This is a genomic window from Agromyces sp. MMS24-K17 (assembly GCF_043950245.1).
In the GTDB taxonomy this organism is placed as follows: Bacteria; Actinomycetota; Actinomycetes; order Actinomycetales; family Microbacteriaceae; genus Agromyces.
The window spans coordinates 263,712-279,265 of sequence record NZ_CP171640.1 but is presented as its reverse complement, the minus strand read 5'-3'; the positions used below and the strand labels follow the sequence as shown (position 1 = coordinate 279,265).

Sequence of the window (15,554 nt, the reverse complement as noted above, 5' to 3'; positions counted from 1 at the left end):
GCCCACCGAGGACGCGCGCGCCGCGAGTGGGTGGGACACGCCGGTCAGCACGGCGCGCCCCACCCGGCCTCTCACCCGGCGACCCGGACCGTGATCTCGCCGCCCGGCCTGACGCCGGCCGAGTTCTCGAGCTCGACGGTGTACCGGTGCGCGCCCGGGGCCGCGCCGACGACGGGGAACTCGACCATGCGGTCGCTCCCGGTCGTGCGGTACACCCGGCCGATGACCGTCCCGTCCTCGATCAGGCGGACGACCGTCGTCGGCTGGCCCTTGCCGACCTTGACCTTGACGAGGTACTTCCCGTCCTTGTCGGCGGACTTCGGCCCGGAGGTCGACGACAGCTCCGCGGCAGGCGGCGCCGAGGTCGCACCGTCGACGCCGGCCTCCTTCCACATCGCCCCGTGGAGCGGGGTGACCGTCAGCGAGTCCAGCCGGGCGGAGCCGCCGTCGGCGAAGAGGCCGATGCGGTCGGCGCCGGCGTTCGGGAACACCTGGTCGGTGATCGTGGTGAGCCCGTCGGCGGTGAACACCTCCACCGACGACCGGTCGACGTAGACGGTGAACGCGATGCGTCCGTCGGCGAGCGGCACGGCGACGTCGTCGAGCGAGGCGAAGGCCGGGTGGAATCCGGTCACCCCGGAGTCGCGCCGGTCGACGAAGAGGCGGCCGGTCGTCGCGTCGTAGCCGATCCGGGTCGCGGCGTCGTCATCGCCGAGCACCGTGAGGCCCGAGGCATCCGCCGTGCCCGGATCGATGACGGCGTCGATGCGCACCCGGTCGCCCGAGACCGGCAGCGTCGTGGCGCCCTCCGCGATCGCGCGGGAGCGGGCGCTCCACGCGCGGTCAGCCTGCTCGAGCTGCGCGAACTCGGGTACGACCTGCTGCGTGAGGCGCGGCCCCTCCGGCGTGGTGACGAGTGCGACCTCGCGGGGCAGCGCCATCGCGCTCCGCCACGAGCCGGTCGGGATGTCCTGCGCGTAGTCCCAGTCGTTCATCCAGCCCAGCATCACGCGCCGGCCGTCGGGGGCGTCGTTGAACGACACCGTCGCGTAGTAGTCGCGGCCCCAGTCGAGCCAGTCGTACGTCTCGACGCGCGGTGTCGCGGGCGCGTCGGCGAACATCACCTGGTCGACGAGGACGTGCCCCCAGCCCGACCGGTTGTTGTCGACGATGCGCACGGATGCCTCGCGCCCGACGTACTCCGAGACATCCCAGCTCCGCCAGTCGAGGCCCTCGCTGTTCGACCCGGTGGCCGTGCGCACGACCTCGCCGTCGACGACGAGGTTGACGGTCGTCTCGTCGGAGCGGACCTGCGCGGGCGAGGCAGCGAGCACGACGTGGTCGACGGTGAGGTGGCCCCAGCCGCCGGTGGCGGCGTCGTGCACGCGGAACGTGGCCTCGCGGCCGGCGAACTCCGAGACATCCCAGCTGCGCCAGTTCAGCGCGCCCGCCTCGGGGCCGGTCGCCGAGCGCACGACCTGGCCGTCGACGAGGAGCTGCGCCTCGAGCGTGCCGTCGGTGCGCTTGCCGCCGCCGAGCAGGAACGACAGGTGGCCTTCGCCGGGCTCGATGGTGAACGCCGTGGAGGTGAGGTCGCCGACGTTGTCGTCGCCCTTCGGGCCGCCCTCCCAGGTGTTCAGCCGCTTCGCGCCGAGGTAGGAGTCGCCGCCCGCGGTCGACGGGTTGCGGGCCGGGTCGGTGGCGAAGTCGCCCGTGATGGTCCAGCCGGTGTCGGCGAGGGTGGTGCCGTCGGCGAACTCGAAGCCGTCGAACAGCAGGCGGCTGCCCTCCGGCGGCTCGTTGCCGAGCTGCGCACCCTCGACGTGCGGGTGGTTGCCGCCGCCGACGAGCAGGTTGACGTAGTCATCGGCGATGGCGAACGTCGGCGACTCGAGGGTGCCGACGGGCCAGTCGCCGTCGTTGAAGCCGTTGACGAGGCCGGCGCCGACGTGGCCCGACACGGGGTTCTGGCCGGGCAGGCTGCCGGCGGCCGGGGCGGCGCCCCACGGGCCGCCCTTCCAGTTCCCGGGTTCGTTCGAGACGGTCCACCCCTCGTAGGTGCCGTCGTCGAAGCCGGCGAAGACCGTGCCCTCGGGCAGCTGGTCGGCGCTCACCGTGCTCTCCGAGGTGAACGTCGTGCCGTCGAAGTCGCCGACGAAGTACTGCCCGCCCGAGCCGCCGTTCGGGGCGCCGGGGTTCAGGTTCACGACGAGCACCCACTTGGTGTTCGCCGGGTCGCCGTCGACGGCGAGCGGGAACAGGTCGGGGCACTCCCAGATGCCTCCGGTCGCGTTCGCGGGGCCGAAGGTGCTGAGCTGGGTCCAGGCCTTCAGGTCGTCGCTGCGCGACAGGATCACCTGGTACGAGGTGGCCTCGACGGCCGCCATCACCCAGTACGACTCGCCGGTGGCGGGGTTCGTGTACCGGAACACCTTCGGGTCGCGGAAGTTCGCCGAGTTCCGGTCGTAGACGGGGTTGCCGTCGTACTTGGTCCACGTCTGCCCGCGGTCGAGCGAGTAGGCGAGCGACTGCGCCTGCGTGCCGGCGTGGGTGGGGTGGGCGCCGGTGTACGCGCTCGTGTAGATCGCGATGAGCGGCGGGTTCTCGGCGGTGCCCAGGCCGCTCGTGTTCGCCTCGTCGTAGACGACGGAGCCCGAGAAGATGTCCTCGATGGCGGTGCCGTTCGCGTCGAACGTCTGCGGGATCGCGAGCGGCTGCTCCTCCCAGTGCACGAGGTCGGTGCTCGTCGCGTGGCCCCAGCTCATGTTGCCCCAGCGGGTGCCGGCGGGGTTGTGCTGGAAGAACAGGTGCCAGGTGCCGTCGACGTAGACCATGCCGTTGGGGTCGTTCATCCAGTTGCGTTCCGGGGAGAAGTGCAGGTACGGGCGGTACTGCTCGCTCGCCGGATCGGGTGCGTCGTCGGCCAGGGCCGGGGCTGCCATGGCCAGCGTGCAGCCGGCCGCGGTCACCGCCGCAACGGCGGCTAGTCTCCATCTTGATACCGTGGTCATCGGATCATTCGCCCTTCATCGCGCGGAACCCGTCACCGAGGGTGACATCGTTGTCAGGTCTGACTCGGGCGATGCTACGCAGTGTCGAGCGGACAATGCAAGGATCACGCGAAGATGCCCCGGCGGCCGGACGATCCGGCCGTCGAGGCATCCCGCACGCGCGTCAGCTGCCGAGCAGCTCGACCGGCTCCCGCGTCGGCGGCACGCGCAGCAGGGCGCCCTCGTGGCGCACGGTCGCGGCCGCGATCGACATCGCCGCCTCCAGCGCGACCGCCCAGGATGCCTCGTCGCCGGGCAGGCCGGACCGGGCGACGTGATGCGCCACCGCCGACAGCGTCGCGTCGCCGGCGCCCATCGTGTCGACGACCGGGCCCGGCAGCGCGACGATGCCCGCGTGCACCTCGAGGTCGCCGTGATGCACGGTCGCGCCCTCCCGACCCGCGGTGGCGAGCACCGCCAGCGGGCGACCGCGCGATGGGCCGGCCGCATCCGCCGCACGCCGGAGCCGGCCGACGAAGGCGTCGAGCGCGGCCCTGAGCAGGAGCTCGGCGTCCTCGTCGCCGACCTTCACGAGCAGCGACCTCGCGGCGAACTCCTCGAAGGTCGCGACGAATGCCTCCCGGTCGCGCAGCATGCCCGCGCGCGGGTTGCCATCGAGCAGGAGTCGCTCGGCGCTGCGGGCGATCGCGTCGCGCAGTGCGGCCGACTGGTCGGCGTCGTCGAACGGGAAGCAGCTCACCACGACGAGGTCGGCCTCGTCGATCGCGGCGAGCGTCGCCTCGTCGAAGCGGAGCGCCCGCCGCTGTGCGGCCTCGTTGAACTCGTACCGCGGTTCGCCGTCGCGACGGTCGGAGATCGCGCGGGAGCTGCCGTGCGCCGACGGGCTCGCGACGAGCCGCACCCCGTAGTCGTCGAGGTACGCGCGGATGCGCCGCCCGGGCTCGTCGTCGCCGACCATGGCGACGAGCGTCACGTCGTCGCCGAGCAGCGAGAGGCCGACCGCGACGTTCAGCGCGGCCCCGCCGATGAACTCGCGGGAGCCGGTCGGGTCGCGCAGCTCGTCGATGAGGGCGTCGCCGATGACGGTGATGCGGGGGCGTGGTTCGTCGGTGTGCTGGGGCATCCGTCAGCCTGCTCTCGGGGGATCTCGCCGCTGCCGCGCTCGATCAGGGTGGTCGGCACGACGGTGCGGGCCGCGGGGGAGTCGTCGCCGTCGAGGCGGGCGAAGATGCGCTCCGCCGCGATGCGGCCGATGGCGTACGGGTCCTGCGCGACGACGGTCACGCCGGGCTCGAGCAGGTCGGCCAGCGGCACGTCGTCGAATCCGACGAGCGCGGTGTCGAGGTGGCGCCCGAGCTCGCGGAGCGCCCGGATGGCGCCGATGGTGACGAGGTTCTGGCTGGAGAAGACGGCGGTCGGCGGGTCGGGCTGCGAGAGCAGCGCGACGGTCGCCTCGTAGGCGGATGCCTCGTCGTGCAGCTCGAGCACCATGGGGAGGTCGCGCGTGGCGACGCCGGCCCGGCCGAGTTCCTCGAGGAAGCCGCGACGACGTTCGCGCGCGGTCTGGATGCGCGACCGGTCGCCGAGGTAGGCGATCCGGCGGTGGCCGTGCTCGATGAGGTGTCCGGTCGCCGCGGCGGCGCCCTCGGCGTTGTCGCTGACGACCACGTCGGAGGAGACGCCCGCCGGCTCGCGGTCGACGAAGACGATGGGCGTGCCCCGGCGCAGCTCGGGGGCGAGGTACGCCTGGCTGTCGGAGACGGTGGTGAGGATGAGGCCGTCGACCCGGCGGCTGAGGAACGCCGAGACGCTCGCCTGCTCGCGGTCGGGGTCGTCGTCGAGGCTCGACGCGAAGACCGCGACGCCGCGTCGGAGCGCCGCGTCCTCGACCGCGCGGTGCACGGAGCCGGCGAACGGGTTGTCGACGCTGCCGACGAGGAGGCCGAGCGTGCGCGTGCGGCCGTCGGCGCGACGGAGGTTGCCGGCGTGGAGGTCGGGTTGGTAGTCGAGGGTGCGCGCCGCCTCGCGCACTCGGGCGACGGTCGCGGGGCTCACGTTGGGTTCGCCGTTGATCACGCGAGAGACGGTCTTGATGCCCACGCCGGCGAGCGCGGCGACGTGGCGCATGGTCGGGCGGGAGCGCGGGCCATCGCCCGTCGTGGCCTCTGACAACGGTGTCACGATTCGGTCTCCAATGTGCAAGTTCGACTTGACTATACACATCGGCATCGACTACACCTATGTTTGACATCGTTGTCAGGAGGACAACGGTCCGCCACACCAGAGGAGATTCATCGATGAATCACGCAGCACCCGGGCGGCTCCGCCGTCGACTCGTCACCGGCATCGCGGTCACCGCGGCGGCCGCACTCGCCCTGACGGGCTGTGCGGCGAACAGCGGCTCGAGCGCTTCGGGAGACGGCGACGAGATCGGCGTCTCGCTCATCGTCAAGACGACCACCAACCCGTTCTTCGTCGCGATGCAGGACGGCGCGAAGGAGGCCGCCGACAAGCTCGGCGTGAACCTCACGCTCGCCGCCGGCAAGGAGGACGGCGACGAGGACACCCAGATCCAGGCCATCGAGAACGCCATCTCCAAGGGCGACGCCGGCATCCTGATCACCCCGAACGGCCCCGGCGTGGAGGACGCGCTCGTCAAGGCCCGCGACGCCGGCCTCTACGTCATCGCGCTCGACACCCCGCCCGCCGACCCCGAGTCGGTCGACATCACCTTCGCGACCGACAACTTCCTCGCCGGGCAGGAGATCGGCGAGTGGACCGCCGCGAAGCTCGGCGGCGAGAAGGCCACCATCGCCCTCATCGACCTCTTCGACGACAAGGTCGTCTCGGTCGACTACAACCGCGACCAGGGCTTCCTCGACGGCATGGGCATCGATACCGCCGACGCCGGGAAGAACGGCGACGAGGCGAAGACCGGCACGTACTCCGGCGGCGACTACGAGATCGTCGGGAACGAGGCATCCGGTGGCGCCGAGGACGGCGGTCGCACCGCCGCCGAGACCCTCATCTCGAAGAACCCCGACATCAACGTCGTCTACACGATCAACGAGCCCGCCGCCTACGGCGCCTACGAGGCGTTCAAGGCCGCCGGCGCGACCGACGACCTCATCGTCGTCTCGATCGACGGCGGCTGCGCCGGCGTGCAGAACGTGCAGGACGGCGTGATCGGCGCGACGAGCCAGCAGTACCCGGTGCGCATGGCGAACCTCGGCGTGCAGGCGATCTTCGACCTCGTGAAGACCGGGAAGAAGCCCGAGACGAGCGACGGCCTCGACTTCTTCAACACCGGCGTCGCCCTCGTCACCGACGACCCGCAGGACGGCGTCGACTCGATCGACACCGCCGAGGCCGGCGAGATCTGCTGGGGCTGATCGGCCCGGCCGATCGCCCCGCCGATCGCCCGGCGCCCTGAGCCCGGTGCGGGTCGGGTGACGGATGCCACGCATCCGAACCTCCCCGGCCCGCACCGCCCCGCCCCTCACCGCACTTCCCAACCGACACGACGGAGTACCAACGTGAGTCAGCACACGACCGATCCGGCGCCCGTGGCGCCGACCCAGCCGACCGGCGGGCCGCCGACCTCGGCGCTCGACCTCGCCGAGGAGTTCCTCGACCGGTCCACCCCCCTCAGCCGCATCCGCAACGTCCTGCACCGCTACCCGGCGATCAGCCCGGCGATCGTGCTGGTCATCGCGATCATCGTCTTCGGACTCCTGAACGACCGCTTCCTGAACCCGGCGAACCTCTCGCTCATCACCCAGCAGGTCGCCGTCGTCGGCACCCTCGCGGTCGCGCAGACCCTGGTGATCCTCACCGCCGGCATCGACCTCTCCATCGGCGCGGTCATGGTGCTGAGCTCGATGGTCATCGCGCAGACCAGCGTGCAGCAGGGCGTGCCCGCCGTGCTCGCCCTGTTCCTCGGCCTCGTCGTCGGCCTCGCCGCCGGCGCGCTCAACGGCGTGCTCGTCACGCGGCTCAAGCTGCCGCCCTTCATCGTCACCCTCGGCACGCTGAGCATCTTCGTGGCCCTCACGCTGCTGTACTCGGGCGGCGCGACCGTCCGCGGCGGGGACATGCCGGCCCTCCTCACCTGGACCGGGTCGACGTTCTCGATCGGCGGCGTCAACTTCACCGTCGGCGTACTCCTCATGCTGCTGCTCTACGTGGCCGTCGCGCTGATCCTGTCGAAGACGGCCTGGGGCCGTCACGTCTACGCCGTCGGCGACGACCCCGAGGCCGCGCGCCTGGCCGGCATCAGCGTCGGCCGCGTGCTCATGAGCGTCTACCTCGCCGCCGGCGCCATCCTGGCGCTCGGCGCCTGGATCCAGATCGGCCGCACCAACGCCGCCTCGCCGAACGCGGGCGCCGAGCTCAACCTCGACTCGATCACCGCCGTCGTCATCGGCGGCACCAGCCTCTTCGGCGGTCGCGGCACGGTGTGGGGCACCCTCCTCGGTGCGCTCATCGTCGGCGTGTTCCGCAACGGACTCTCGCTCGCCGGGCTCGACGTGCTCTGGCAGACCTTCGCGGTCGGCGTGCTCATCATCGTGGCCGTCTCGGTCGACCAGTGGATTCGGAAGGTACGCAAGTGACCATCGCAACGCCCGCATCGTCGGGAACCCAGACCCGCACCCCCGTGCTGCAGGCCCGCCGTCTCGTGAAGACGTTCGGCCGGGTCGTCGGCCTCGACGGCGTGAGCCTCGAGCTGTACCCGGGCGAGGTGCTCGCCGTCATCGGCGACAACGGCGCCGGCAAGTCGACGCTGATCAAGTGCCTCACCGGCGCGTACGTGCCCGACGAGGGGGAGCTCCTCCTCGATGGCCGGCCCGTGCACTTCAAGCGCCCGCAGGACGCGCGCGCCGCCGGCATCGAGACGGTCTACCAGAACCTCGCCGTCTCGCCCGCGCTCGACGTCGCGTCGAACCTGTTCCTCGGCCGCGAGGTGCGCAAGAAGGGCATCCTCGGCTCGGTGTTCCGCGTCGTCGACCAGAAGGGCATGCGCCGGCAGGCCCGAGAGCAGCTGAGCGCGCTCGGCATCTCGACCCTGCAGGACGTCACCGTGCCGGTCGAGAACCTGTCGGGCGGCCAGCGCCAGGCCGTCGCCGTCGCCCGCGCCGCCGCGTTCGGCTCGAAGGTCGTCGTGCTCGACGAGCCGACCGCCGCCCTCGGCGTGCGGGAGTCGAACCAGGTGCTCGAGCTGGTGAAGCGGCTGCGCGACCAGGGGATCCCCGTGATCCTCATCTCGCACAACATGCCGCACGTGTTCGAGGTCGCCGACCGCATCCACATCCAGCGCCTCGGCAAGCGCGCCGCGACGATCACGCCCGAGTCGCACTCGATGACCGACGCCGTCGCGATCATGACCGGCGCGTCGCGCGGATGACGCCGGGGACGACTCCGGTGCGCCTCGTCGCGGAGTTCACCGCCCGACCGGGTGACGAGGAGGAGGTCGAGCGCCTCCTCCTCGCGCTCGCCGAGGCGGTGCGGCAGGAGCCCGGATGCCTCGACTTCACGCCGCACCGCGTCGCCCCGGCACCCCGGCTCGACGGAGAGGCGCTGGTGGGCGCCGGCGTCGGCCTCGCGCCGGTCGGCCGCCGGTTCGTCGTGACCGAGGCCTACCGGGATGCCGCGGCCTTCGCCGAGCACCTGGCCGCGCCGTACGGCGTGCCCTTCAACGCGGCGCTCGGCCCGCTCATCGAGGAGGACGGCTCCCAGCTCACGTTCCTGGAGGTGCGCGCATGAGCGCCGACACCCCCCTCCGCGCCGGCGCGCTCGCCGAACCCGACGAACGCGGGACCCTCTCGGCCGACATCGTGATCATCGGGTCGGGCATGGGCGGCGGCACGCTCGCCTGGGCGCTGCGCGACTCGGGGCTCGACGTGCTGCTCGTGGAGCGCGGCGGGTTCCTGCCGCGCGAGCCGCAGAACGGCGACCCGCGGGAGATGTTCCTCCGAGGCCGCTACCGCACCTCGCCCTCGTGGACCGACGCCGCGACCGGGCGGCCGTTCCAGCCCGGCGTGTACTCGTGGGTCGGCGGCAACACGAAGTTCTACGGGGCGTGCCTGCCGCGGTTCCGCGCCGAGGACTTCGGGGAGCTCGCCCACCACGACGGCGTCTCGCCGGCGTGGGCGTTCGGCTACGACGAACTCGAGCCGCACTACGTCACCGCCGAGCGGCTCTACGAGGTGCACGGCGCGCTCGGGGAGGACCCGACCGAACCGCGGCACTCGGCCGGGTACCCGCGGCCCCCGCTCGCGCACGAACCCGTGGTCGAGCGCCTCGCCCAGTCGCTCCGCTCGCAGGGGCTCCATCCCTTCCACATGGCGAACGGCATGAACCTCGACACGCAGGCCGAGCGGGTCGCCGACACCGCATCCGACGGATGCCCCTCCGAGTCGGGGGCGAAGAGCGACACCGAGAATCGAGCCATCCGCCCCGCCCTCGAGCACGAGAACGTGCGCCTGCTCGTCGACACCGAGGTGACCCGGCTCGTCACCGGCGCCGATGGCACCCGCGTCGTCGCCGCCGAGGCGCGGCGCCACGGCCGCGCGCTCCGGCTCGAGGCGAAGCAGTTCGTCGTCGCGGCCGGCGCCGTGAACTCCGCGGCGCTCCTCCTGCGTTCGGCCGCCGACCGCCACCCCGACGGGCTCGCCAACTCGTCGGGCCTCGTCGGGCGCAACTACATGGTGCACAACAGCACCTTCTTCATGGGCGTCGGCCCCGGCCGCAACGACACCGCCTGGCAGAAGACGCTCGGCATGAACGACTGGTACCTCGCCGGCCCCGACACGCCGTTCCCGCTCGGCAACCTGCAGATGCTCGGCAAGCTGCACGCGGCACACGTCAAGAAGGCGAAGCCGTGGGTGCCCGACTGGATGCTCACGATGATCACCGACCGGTCGATCGACCTCTACCTCACGACCGAGGACCTCCCCGACCCCGACAACCGCATCACCGTCGACGGCGACCGCATCACCGTGCACTGGAAGCCGAACAACCTCGCCCCGCACCGGGAGTTCGTGCGGCGGATGTCCCGCGCCGTCCGCCGCGCCGGATACCCGCTGATCCTCACCCGGCGCATGGGCATCGAGACGAACTCGCACCAGTGCGGCACCGCGGTCGCCGGCCACGACCCGGCGACGAGCGTGCTCGACGCGACGTGCCGCAGCCACGACGTCGGGAACCTCTGGCTCGTCGACAGCTCCGGGTTCGCGTCGTCAGCCGCCCTCAACCCCGCGCTGACCATCGCCGCGAACGCGATCCGCGTGGCCCCGCACCTCGCTGCGGCCGCGGGAGGCACTCGTGCCGGGGCATCCGCCACCGACCTCCAGGGGGAGTCATGACGCGTTCATTCCTGTCCACCATCACCGGCTCCTTCTCGCGCCCGGCCGGTGAGAACCCGACGGTCGCCATGGTCGAGGCGGCGTACCGGGCGCTCGGCCTCGACGCCAGGTACCTGAACTGCGAGGTCGCGCCGGAGCTGCTCGGCGACGCGGTCCGCGGTGCGGTCGCGCAGGGGTGGACGGGCTTCAACTGCTCGCTGCCCCACAAGATCGCGGTGATCGAGCACCTCGACGCCCTCGCCGAGTCGGCACGGCTCATCGGGGCGGTGAACTGCGTGGTCGTGCGCGACGGGCGACTCGTCGGCGAGAACACCGACGGCAAGGGCTTCCTCGCCTCGCTCGCCGAGACGGTCGACCCCGCCGGTACCCGGGTCGTCGTCCTGGGCGCGGGCGGCGCGGCACGCGCGATCGCGTTCGAGCTGGCGCTCGCCGGGGCATCCGATCTCACGATCGTGAACCGCGACGCCGACCGCGGCGCCGCCCTCGCCGCCGAGGTCGCGCAGGCGACGGACGCTGTCGCGCGTGCACTCCCGTGGACGCCCGGCTTCGCCCTCCCCGACGGCACCGACGTGCTCGTGAACGCGACGTCGATCGGCCTCGCCCCCGACGTCGACTCCCGCCCCGACCTCGACTACGGCACGCTCGCCGCCGAGACGGTGGTCGCCGACGTGATCCCGAACCCCGCACGCACCGCGTTCCTGGCGGAGGCCGAGCGCCGCGGTTGCCGCACGGTCGACGGCCTGGGGATGCTCGTCAACCAGGGCGTCCTCGGCATCCGGCTGTGGACGGGTCGCGACGCGGATCCGGAGGTGATGCGGCAGGCGCTCGCCGAGGCGTTCGGGTAGACCACCGCCCCTCCGCTCACGCCGCGACGGGCACCCCGCCGAGCACCTCGAGCTGCGCCCACGCGCGGGCGACGCGGGATGCCTCCGCCTCGGCGGCGTGCGCGTTCGGCTCGATCCGGACCGGTGCGCCGCGGCGCCCGCCCTCGGGGCCGAAGGACTCGCCGCCGACGACGGACGGGTCGGTGAGCGCGCGCACGGCCGGCCAGGCGGCGGCGTCCTTGCCCTGCGCCCAGGGGCTGAACGGGTTGCGCCGCCGCTGCGTGCGCGGGTCGTAGACGCCGCGTCGCGCGGGGGTCTTCGCGTCGACGCCGACGCCGGGGTGCGCGACGATCGACGCGACCGGGAGTCCGGCCGTGCGGAGGCGGCGGTCGAGCTCGTAGGCGGCGAGCTCGGTCGCGGTCTTGGCGTGCGTGTAGTCGCGGAGGAATCCGCGCGGCGGGGCGGCGAGGTCGTCGACGTCGAGCTTCAGCATCCGGACGAAGCCGGTCGACGCGTGCACGATGCGTGCCGGCGTGCCCGTCTCGCGCCCGGTCGCGGCGAGCGTCGGCAGGAGCAGCGCGCTGAGGGCGAAGCCCGCGATCGCGTGCGTGCCGATGAGCAGGGGCAGGCCGTCGGCGGTGGTCGCGCCGCGAGCGCGCTCCATGGCGCCGCCGTTCAGGAACAGGCCGTCGATGCGCCCCGAGGCGGCGAGCTCGTCGGCCGCGCGACGGACCGATGCGAGCGAGGCGAGGTCGAGGACGACGGTCGAGACGGATGCCCCGGGCACCTGGTCGAGGATCGACGCGCGTGCGCGCTCGAGCTTCGGCGCGGAGCGGGATGCGAGCACGACGTGGGCGCCAGCGCCGGCGAGCTGCTCGGCGGCGAAGTAGCCGATGCCGGCGGTCGAGCCGGTGACGACGTGGGTGCGGCCGTGCTGGCCGGGCAGGTGGGCGGGGTTCCAGGTCATGGCGCGGCTCCTTCGAGGATGGGAAACGGATGAGGTATCCGTTTCAGTGTTCGGCGACGACGGTACCACAATCCGGATAGACAATCCGCTTCGCGGGTAGGATGTCCGCATGACCCCCGTCCAACGCGCCGACGCCGCCCGCAGCCGGGTGCGCATCCTCGACGTCGCCCGGCAGTGCGACCCCGCCGACCTGCGCCTCAACGACGTCGCGCGCCGGGCCGGGGTCGGCGTCGGCACCGTCTACCGCCACTTCCCGACCGTGCACGCCCTGCTCGAGGCGGTCGTCACGAGCGACCTCGAGCGCTACCGCGAGCTCGCCCGCCGTGCCGCCGCCGAACCCGACCCCGCCGTCGCGCTCGACCTCCTCGTGCGCGACGGGCTCGCGCTGCAACTCGAGGACGGCGGCCTCCAGGCCGTGCTCCTCGCGTCGGAGGATGCCAGTGCCGACGTCGCGACGCTGAAGCGCGAGCTGGCGCAGGTCGCCGACGCCGTCGTCGCCGCGGCCCGCGAGGCTGGCGTCGTCCGTGCCGACCTCACGACGGCGCGACTGCAGCACCTGGTGTGCGGCATCGAGCACGCCGTCCGCATCGGCGGCGACGACGACCGCGGGTTCCTCCTCGACACGATGCTCGCGGGGATCCGGGCCGAGCCGGCGTAGTCGTCCTCCCAGACGGCGCGAACTCGAGGAGGGTCGGCGGCTACGCCCGCGGGCGGATGAAGCCGGCGAGCACCACGCCCACCATGCTGACCAGCGCCGCGAACGCGAAGAGCGCCGCGAACTCGCCCGCGCCGACCGCGGCGTCGACGAGGAACAGCGCCGTGATCGGGGCGCCGAGCGCCGAGCCGACCGTGCGGAGTACGCCGTTGACGGCGACCGCCGACGCCACCTCCGATCGCGGTGCGAGTTGCGATACGAGCTCGGCGACCACGGCGAAGCCGACGCCCTGTCCGAGCCCGAGCAGCGCGAACGAGCCGATGACGGCGATGAGCGAGGACGGCGCCAGGGCGGCACCCGCCGCGCCCAGGCCCATCAGCGCCATCGACAACGCCGCGACGACGGGCGTGCGCATCCGGGTCGCGAGCGCGGGGGCCATGCGGCCGCCGAGGAACACGAGCACGGCGCTCGGCAGCATGACGAGCCCCGCGGTGGCGACATCGAGGCCGTGCCCCGCGCCGGTGCCCGACTCGAGCAGCACCGGCAGCCCGACGTAGAAGAGGTACGGCACGAACCCGAGGAACAGCGTGAGGCCGTTCGTCAGGAGCAGTACGGGACGCGCCAGCACCCGCATGTCGACGAGCGGCTGCGCGACTCGGAGTTCCACGAGCACGAGCCCGGCGATCCCGGCCGCGGCGACGACTGCCAGGAGCAAGGTGACGGGGGAGGTCCAACCCCACTTCCCGCCCTGCGACACGGCGAGGAGCAGCGCCAGCAGGCCGACGACCAGGAGCGCGCCGCCGACCCAGTCGGTGCGGGTACCCGCACCGCGGTGCGAGGCCGGCACCCACCGCATGACGAGCAGCAGCGCGAGGAGGCCGAGTCCGGTGCCGAGGATGAAGAGCCACGGCCAGGAGAGGAGTTGCACGATGAGCCCGCCGAGCACGAGCGCGACGCCGGCGCCGAGTCCGATGGTGCCGCTGAGCCAGCCGACCGCGGTGCGCTGACCGGCGGCCGGCAGGTGGCGACGGACGATCGCGAGTGCGAGCGGGAAGGTCGCGGTCGATGCGCCCTGCAGCACGCGCCCGGCCAGGAGCACACCGAAGCCCGGCGCGAGCGCGCACACCACCCCGCCGACGGCGAACACGACGAGGCTGACGACCAGGAGCCTGCGGTGGCCGAACCGGTCGCCGAGCGAGCCGAGGATCGGGGCCGCCACGGCGCCGCTCAGGAGGTACGACGTCAGCACCCAGCCGCTGCCCGCGGCGTCCAGCCCGAAGCCGTCGGCGAAGACGGGCAGCGCCGGTACGAGCAGGGTCTGCATGAGCGAATACGCGAGCACCGCGAGGGCGAGCGCGACGACGATGCGGCGGGAGACGCCCGGCGACGGATCCGCGGCGACGACCGGGCTGGGCCGCGTCGACGGCGATGGGGTGGCGACGGTCATGGGGGATCGGGGTCCTCTCGGAGGTGCACGCGGTAGCAAGGAAAACCGGAACGGAATGATCCGTTCCGGTCAACTGTAGCATCCTCGCCACTACGCTGGTGGGATGGATCCCGACGGCAGCGCAGCGACGTCGTCGCGACCGCGCGGCCGTGCGCGCGAGGCCCGCGAGAACGACACCACCGTGCTCGAGGCGGCTCGCGCCGTCTTCGCCGAGCACGGCGACGGCGCCCCGATGTCGGCGATCGCCGATCGTGCCGGCGTGGGGGTCGCGAGTATCTATCGCCGCTACCCGAGCAAGGATCTCCTGGTCCGCGCGCTCCGGCTCCTCGCCCTCCAGCAGGCCACCGACCTCGCCGTCGACGCGACCGCGGCCGAGCCGGGCGCGGCCGTCCGAGGCTTCCTCGAACGGCACATCCGTCAGGCGCCCGGCCTGCTGCTCACCACCTTCGGACAGCAACTCGGCCTCGGCCCCGAGGTGGATGCCTCGGCCGACAGGCTCCGCCTCGCGCTCGACGCCCTCGTCGCCCGTGACGCCGGCACCGGCGCCCTGCCCGCGGACTACACCGCCGCCGAGCTGATGAGCGCGCTCACCCACCTGCGGCCCGCACTGCCCACGTCCCGCGACCGCCGAGTCGAGATCCACCTCCGCCAGCTCGACGCCTACCTGGCCGGTCTCCGCGCAGCCGCGGCCGACCCGTCGATCCTGCGCGGCGAGCCCATGCAGTGGTCGGAGTGGCTCGCGCTCAACAGCGCGGGCTGACGCGCCCCGCCGCGGGCCGAGCGCAGGCGGATCGAGCGACCTGCGCGGAGAACCCGCGCGGCGTTCCGGATGGCGCGTGCGCCGGGAGTACCGTCGCGTGGGCCGCGGTTCCCGCGGTGCTCCGTCGCCCACCCAGGAAGGGGTTCGCCGTGGTCAGGTCGCTCGCGCGCGTCATCGTCTCCGTCTCGGACCTCCGGCGGTCCGCCGGGTTCTACGCGGATGCGCTGGGATTCGAGCCGTATTGGGAATCCGGCGAGCTGGCGCGGTTGCGGAGCGGGTCGGTCGACCTGCTGCTGCACGAACGGGGAGCGGAGTCGAGCGACCTCGGCGTGGCGATCGCGTACGAGGTCGACGACGTCGACCGGGCGGCCGCTGACGCGGTGGCGCACGGCGGCAGCGTCGTGGACCCGCCGGGGGATCAGCCGTGGGGCGAACGGCAGAGCGTGCTCCGCGATCCCGACGGCCACGTGATCTGCGTGGTCGCCTCGATCCCGGCGTAGGTCGCGCGCCCCGGCCCGGCCGGCCG

The 15,554-nt window shown here is 72.9% G+C and carries 14 protein-coding genes; 9 read left to right on the top strand and 5 right to left on the bottom strand.

The window, feature by feature from the left end:
• Positions 1–71: 71 nt before the first annotated feature.
• The 3 genes from ACGGZK_RS01165 to ACGGZK_RS01155 form a co-directional block, all read right to left on the bottom strand.
• Positions 72–2,942 carry a GH32 C-terminal domain-containing protein gene (locus tag ACGGZK_RS01165; protein WP_395244442.1) on the bottom strand — a complete coding sequence of 957 codons (2,871 nt, stop codon included), beginning with the start codon at positions 2,940–2,942 and terminating at the stop codon, positions 72–74.
• Positions 2,943–3,174: 232 nt separating this feature from the next.
• On the bottom strand, positions 3,175–4,134 hold the full coding sequence (locus ACGGZK_RS01160) for a PfkB family carbohydrate kinase (RefSeq protein WP_395244441.1): 960 nt from the start codon (positions 4,132–4,134) through the stop codon (positions 3,175–3,177).
• Positions 4,020–5,138 carry a LacI family DNA-binding transcriptional regulator gene (locus tag ACGGZK_RS01155; RefSeq protein WP_395246017.1) on the bottom strand — a complete coding sequence of 373 codons (1,119 nt, stop codon included), beginning with the start codon at positions 5,136–5,138 and terminating at the stop codon, positions 4,020–4,022. Before ACGGZK_RS01155 ends, ACGGZK_RS01160 begins: the two co-directional genes overlap by 115 nt.
• A 170-nt stretch (positions 5,139–5,308) precedes the next feature.
• Between ACGGZK_RS01155 and ACGGZK_RS01150 the strand changes: the two genes are divergently transcribed.
• The 6 genes from ACGGZK_RS01150 to aroE all read left to right on the top strand — a co-directional run bounded on the left by ACGGZK_RS01150 (position 5,309) and on the right by aroE (position 11,220).
• Entirely contained in the window at positions 5,309–6,403 is a 1,095-nt protein-coding gene (locus ACGGZK_RS01150; protein ID WP_395244440.1) for a substrate-binding domain-containing protein, read from the top strand.
• Positions 6,404–6,547: 144 nt separating this feature from the next.
• Positions 6,548–7,624, top strand: coding sequence for an ABC transporter permease (locus ACGGZK_RS01145; RefSeq protein WP_395244439.1), 1,077 nt, complete (start codon positions 6,548–6,550; stop codon positions 7,622–7,624).
• Positions 7,621–8,415 (top strand): ATP-binding cassette domain-containing protein, encoded by a 795-nt coding sequence (locus ACGGZK_RS01140; RefSeq protein WP_395244438.1) that lies wholly within the window; start codon positions 7,621–7,623, stop codon positions 8,413–8,415. Before ACGGZK_RS01145 ends, ACGGZK_RS01140 begins: the two co-directional genes overlap by 4 nt.
• Complete coding sequence (locus tag ACGGZK_RS01135; RefSeq protein WP_395244437.1) at positions 8,412–8,774, top strand: putative quinol monooxygenase; 363 nt, start codon at positions 8,412–8,414, stop codon at positions 8,772–8,774. Before ACGGZK_RS01140 ends, ACGGZK_RS01135 begins: the two co-directional genes overlap by 4 nt.
• Positions 8,771–10,375, top strand: coding sequence for a GMC oxidoreductase (locus ACGGZK_RS01130; protein WP_395244436.1), 1,605 nt, complete (start codon positions 8,771–8,773; stop codon positions 10,373–10,375). Before ACGGZK_RS01135 ends, ACGGZK_RS01130 begins: the two co-directional genes overlap by 4 nt.
• Entirely contained in the window at positions 10,372–11,220 is an 849-nt protein-coding gene (aroE, locus tag ACGGZK_RS01125) for a shikimate dehydrogenase (protein ID WP_395244435.1), read from the top strand. Before ACGGZK_RS01130 ends, aroE begins: the two co-directional genes overlap by 4 nt.
• A gap of 16 nt (positions 11,221–11,236) precedes the next feature.
• On the opposite strand, the gene ACGGZK_RS01120 is transcribed toward aroE, so the two are convergent.
• Positions 11,237–12,166, bottom strand: a complete 930-nt coding sequence (locus ACGGZK_RS01120) for an SDR family NAD(P)-dependent oxidoreductase (RefSeq protein WP_395244434.1) — start codon at positions 12,164–12,166, stop codon at positions 11,237–11,239.
• Between the two features lie 109 nt (positions 12,167–12,275).
• Here ACGGZK_RS01120 and ACGGZK_RS01115 point away from each other — a divergent pair, with 109 nt between their 5' ends.
• Complete coding sequence (locus ACGGZK_RS01115) at positions 12,276–12,824, top strand: TetR/AcrR family transcriptional regulator (protein ID WP_395244433.1); 549 nt, start codon at positions 12,276–12,278, stop codon at positions 12,822–12,824.
• A 40-nt stretch (positions 12,825–12,864) separates the two neighbouring features.
• Here the strand turns inward: ACGGZK_RS01115 and ACGGZK_RS01110 are convergent, their stop codons facing one another.
• On the bottom strand, positions 12,865–14,268 hold the full coding sequence (locus ACGGZK_RS01110) for an MFS transporter (protein ID WP_395244432.1): 1,404 nt from the start codon (positions 14,266–14,268) through the stop codon (positions 12,865–12,867).
• A gap of 103 nt (positions 14,269–14,371) precedes the next feature.
• Here ACGGZK_RS01110 and ACGGZK_RS01105 point away from each other — a divergent pair, with 103 nt between their 5' ends.
• Both ACGGZK_RS01105 and ACGGZK_RS01100 read left to right on the top strand, forming a co-directional pair.
• Complete coding sequence (locus tag ACGGZK_RS01105; protein WP_395244431.1) at positions 14,372–15,028, top strand: TetR/AcrR family transcriptional regulator; 657 nt, start codon at positions 14,372–14,374, stop codon at positions 15,026–15,028.
• A 149-nt stretch (positions 15,029–15,177) separates the two neighbouring features.
• Positions 15,178–15,528 (top strand): VOC family protein, encoded by a 351-nt coding sequence (locus ACGGZK_RS01100; protein WP_395244430.1) that lies wholly within the window; start codon positions 15,178–15,180, stop codon positions 15,526–15,528.
• The last annotated feature ends 26 nt before the right edge of the window (positions 15,529–15,554 follow it).

Bases quoted from the DNA above. Each gene is read 5' to 3' on its own strand.
- ACGGZK_RS01120 (WP_395244434.1), bottom strand. From the start codon at position 12,166: ATGACCTGGAACCCCGCCCACCTGCCCGGCCAGCACGGCCGCACCCAC.
- ACGGZK_RS01115 (WP_395244433.1), top strand. From the start codon at position 12,276: ATGACCCCCGTCCAACGCGCCGACGCCGCCCGCAGCCGGGTGCGCATC.
- ACGGZK_RS01160 (WP_395244441.1), bottom strand. From the start codon at position 4,134: ATGCCCCAGCACACCGACGAACCACGCCCCCGCATCACCGTCATCGGC.
- ACGGZK_RS01130 (WP_395244436.1), top strand. From the start codon at position 8,771: ATGAGCGCCGACACCCCCCTCCGCGCCGGCGCGCTCGCCGAACCCGAC.
- ACGGZK_RS01155 (WP_395246017.1), bottom strand. From the start codon at position 5,138: ATGCGCCACGTCGCCGCGCTCGCCGGCGTGGGCATCAAGACCGTCTCT.
- ACGGZK_RS01150 (WP_395244440.1), top strand. From the start codon at position 5,309: ATGAATCACGCAGCACCCGGGCGGCTCCGCCGTCGACTCGTCACCGGC.
- ACGGZK_RS01135 (WP_395244437.1), top strand. From the start codon at position 8,412: ATGACGCCGGGGACGACTCCGGTGCGCCTCGTCGCGGAGTTCACCGCC.
- ACGGZK_RS01165 (WP_395244442.1), bottom strand. From the start codon at position 2,942: ATGGCAGCCCCGGCCCTGGCCGACGACGCACCCGATCCGGCGAGCGAG.
- ACGGZK_RS01105 (WP_395244431.1), top strand. From the start codon at position 14,372: ATGGATCCCGACGGCAGCGCAGCGACGTCGTCGCGACCGCGCGGCCGT.
- aroE (WP_395244435.1), top strand. From the start codon at position 10,372: ATGACGCGTTCATTCCTGTCCACCATCACCGGCTCCTTCTCGCGCCCG.
- ACGGZK_RS01110 (WP_395244432.1), bottom strand. From the start codon at position 14,268: ATGACCGTCGCCACCCCATCGCCGTCGACGCGGCCCAGCCCGGTCGTC.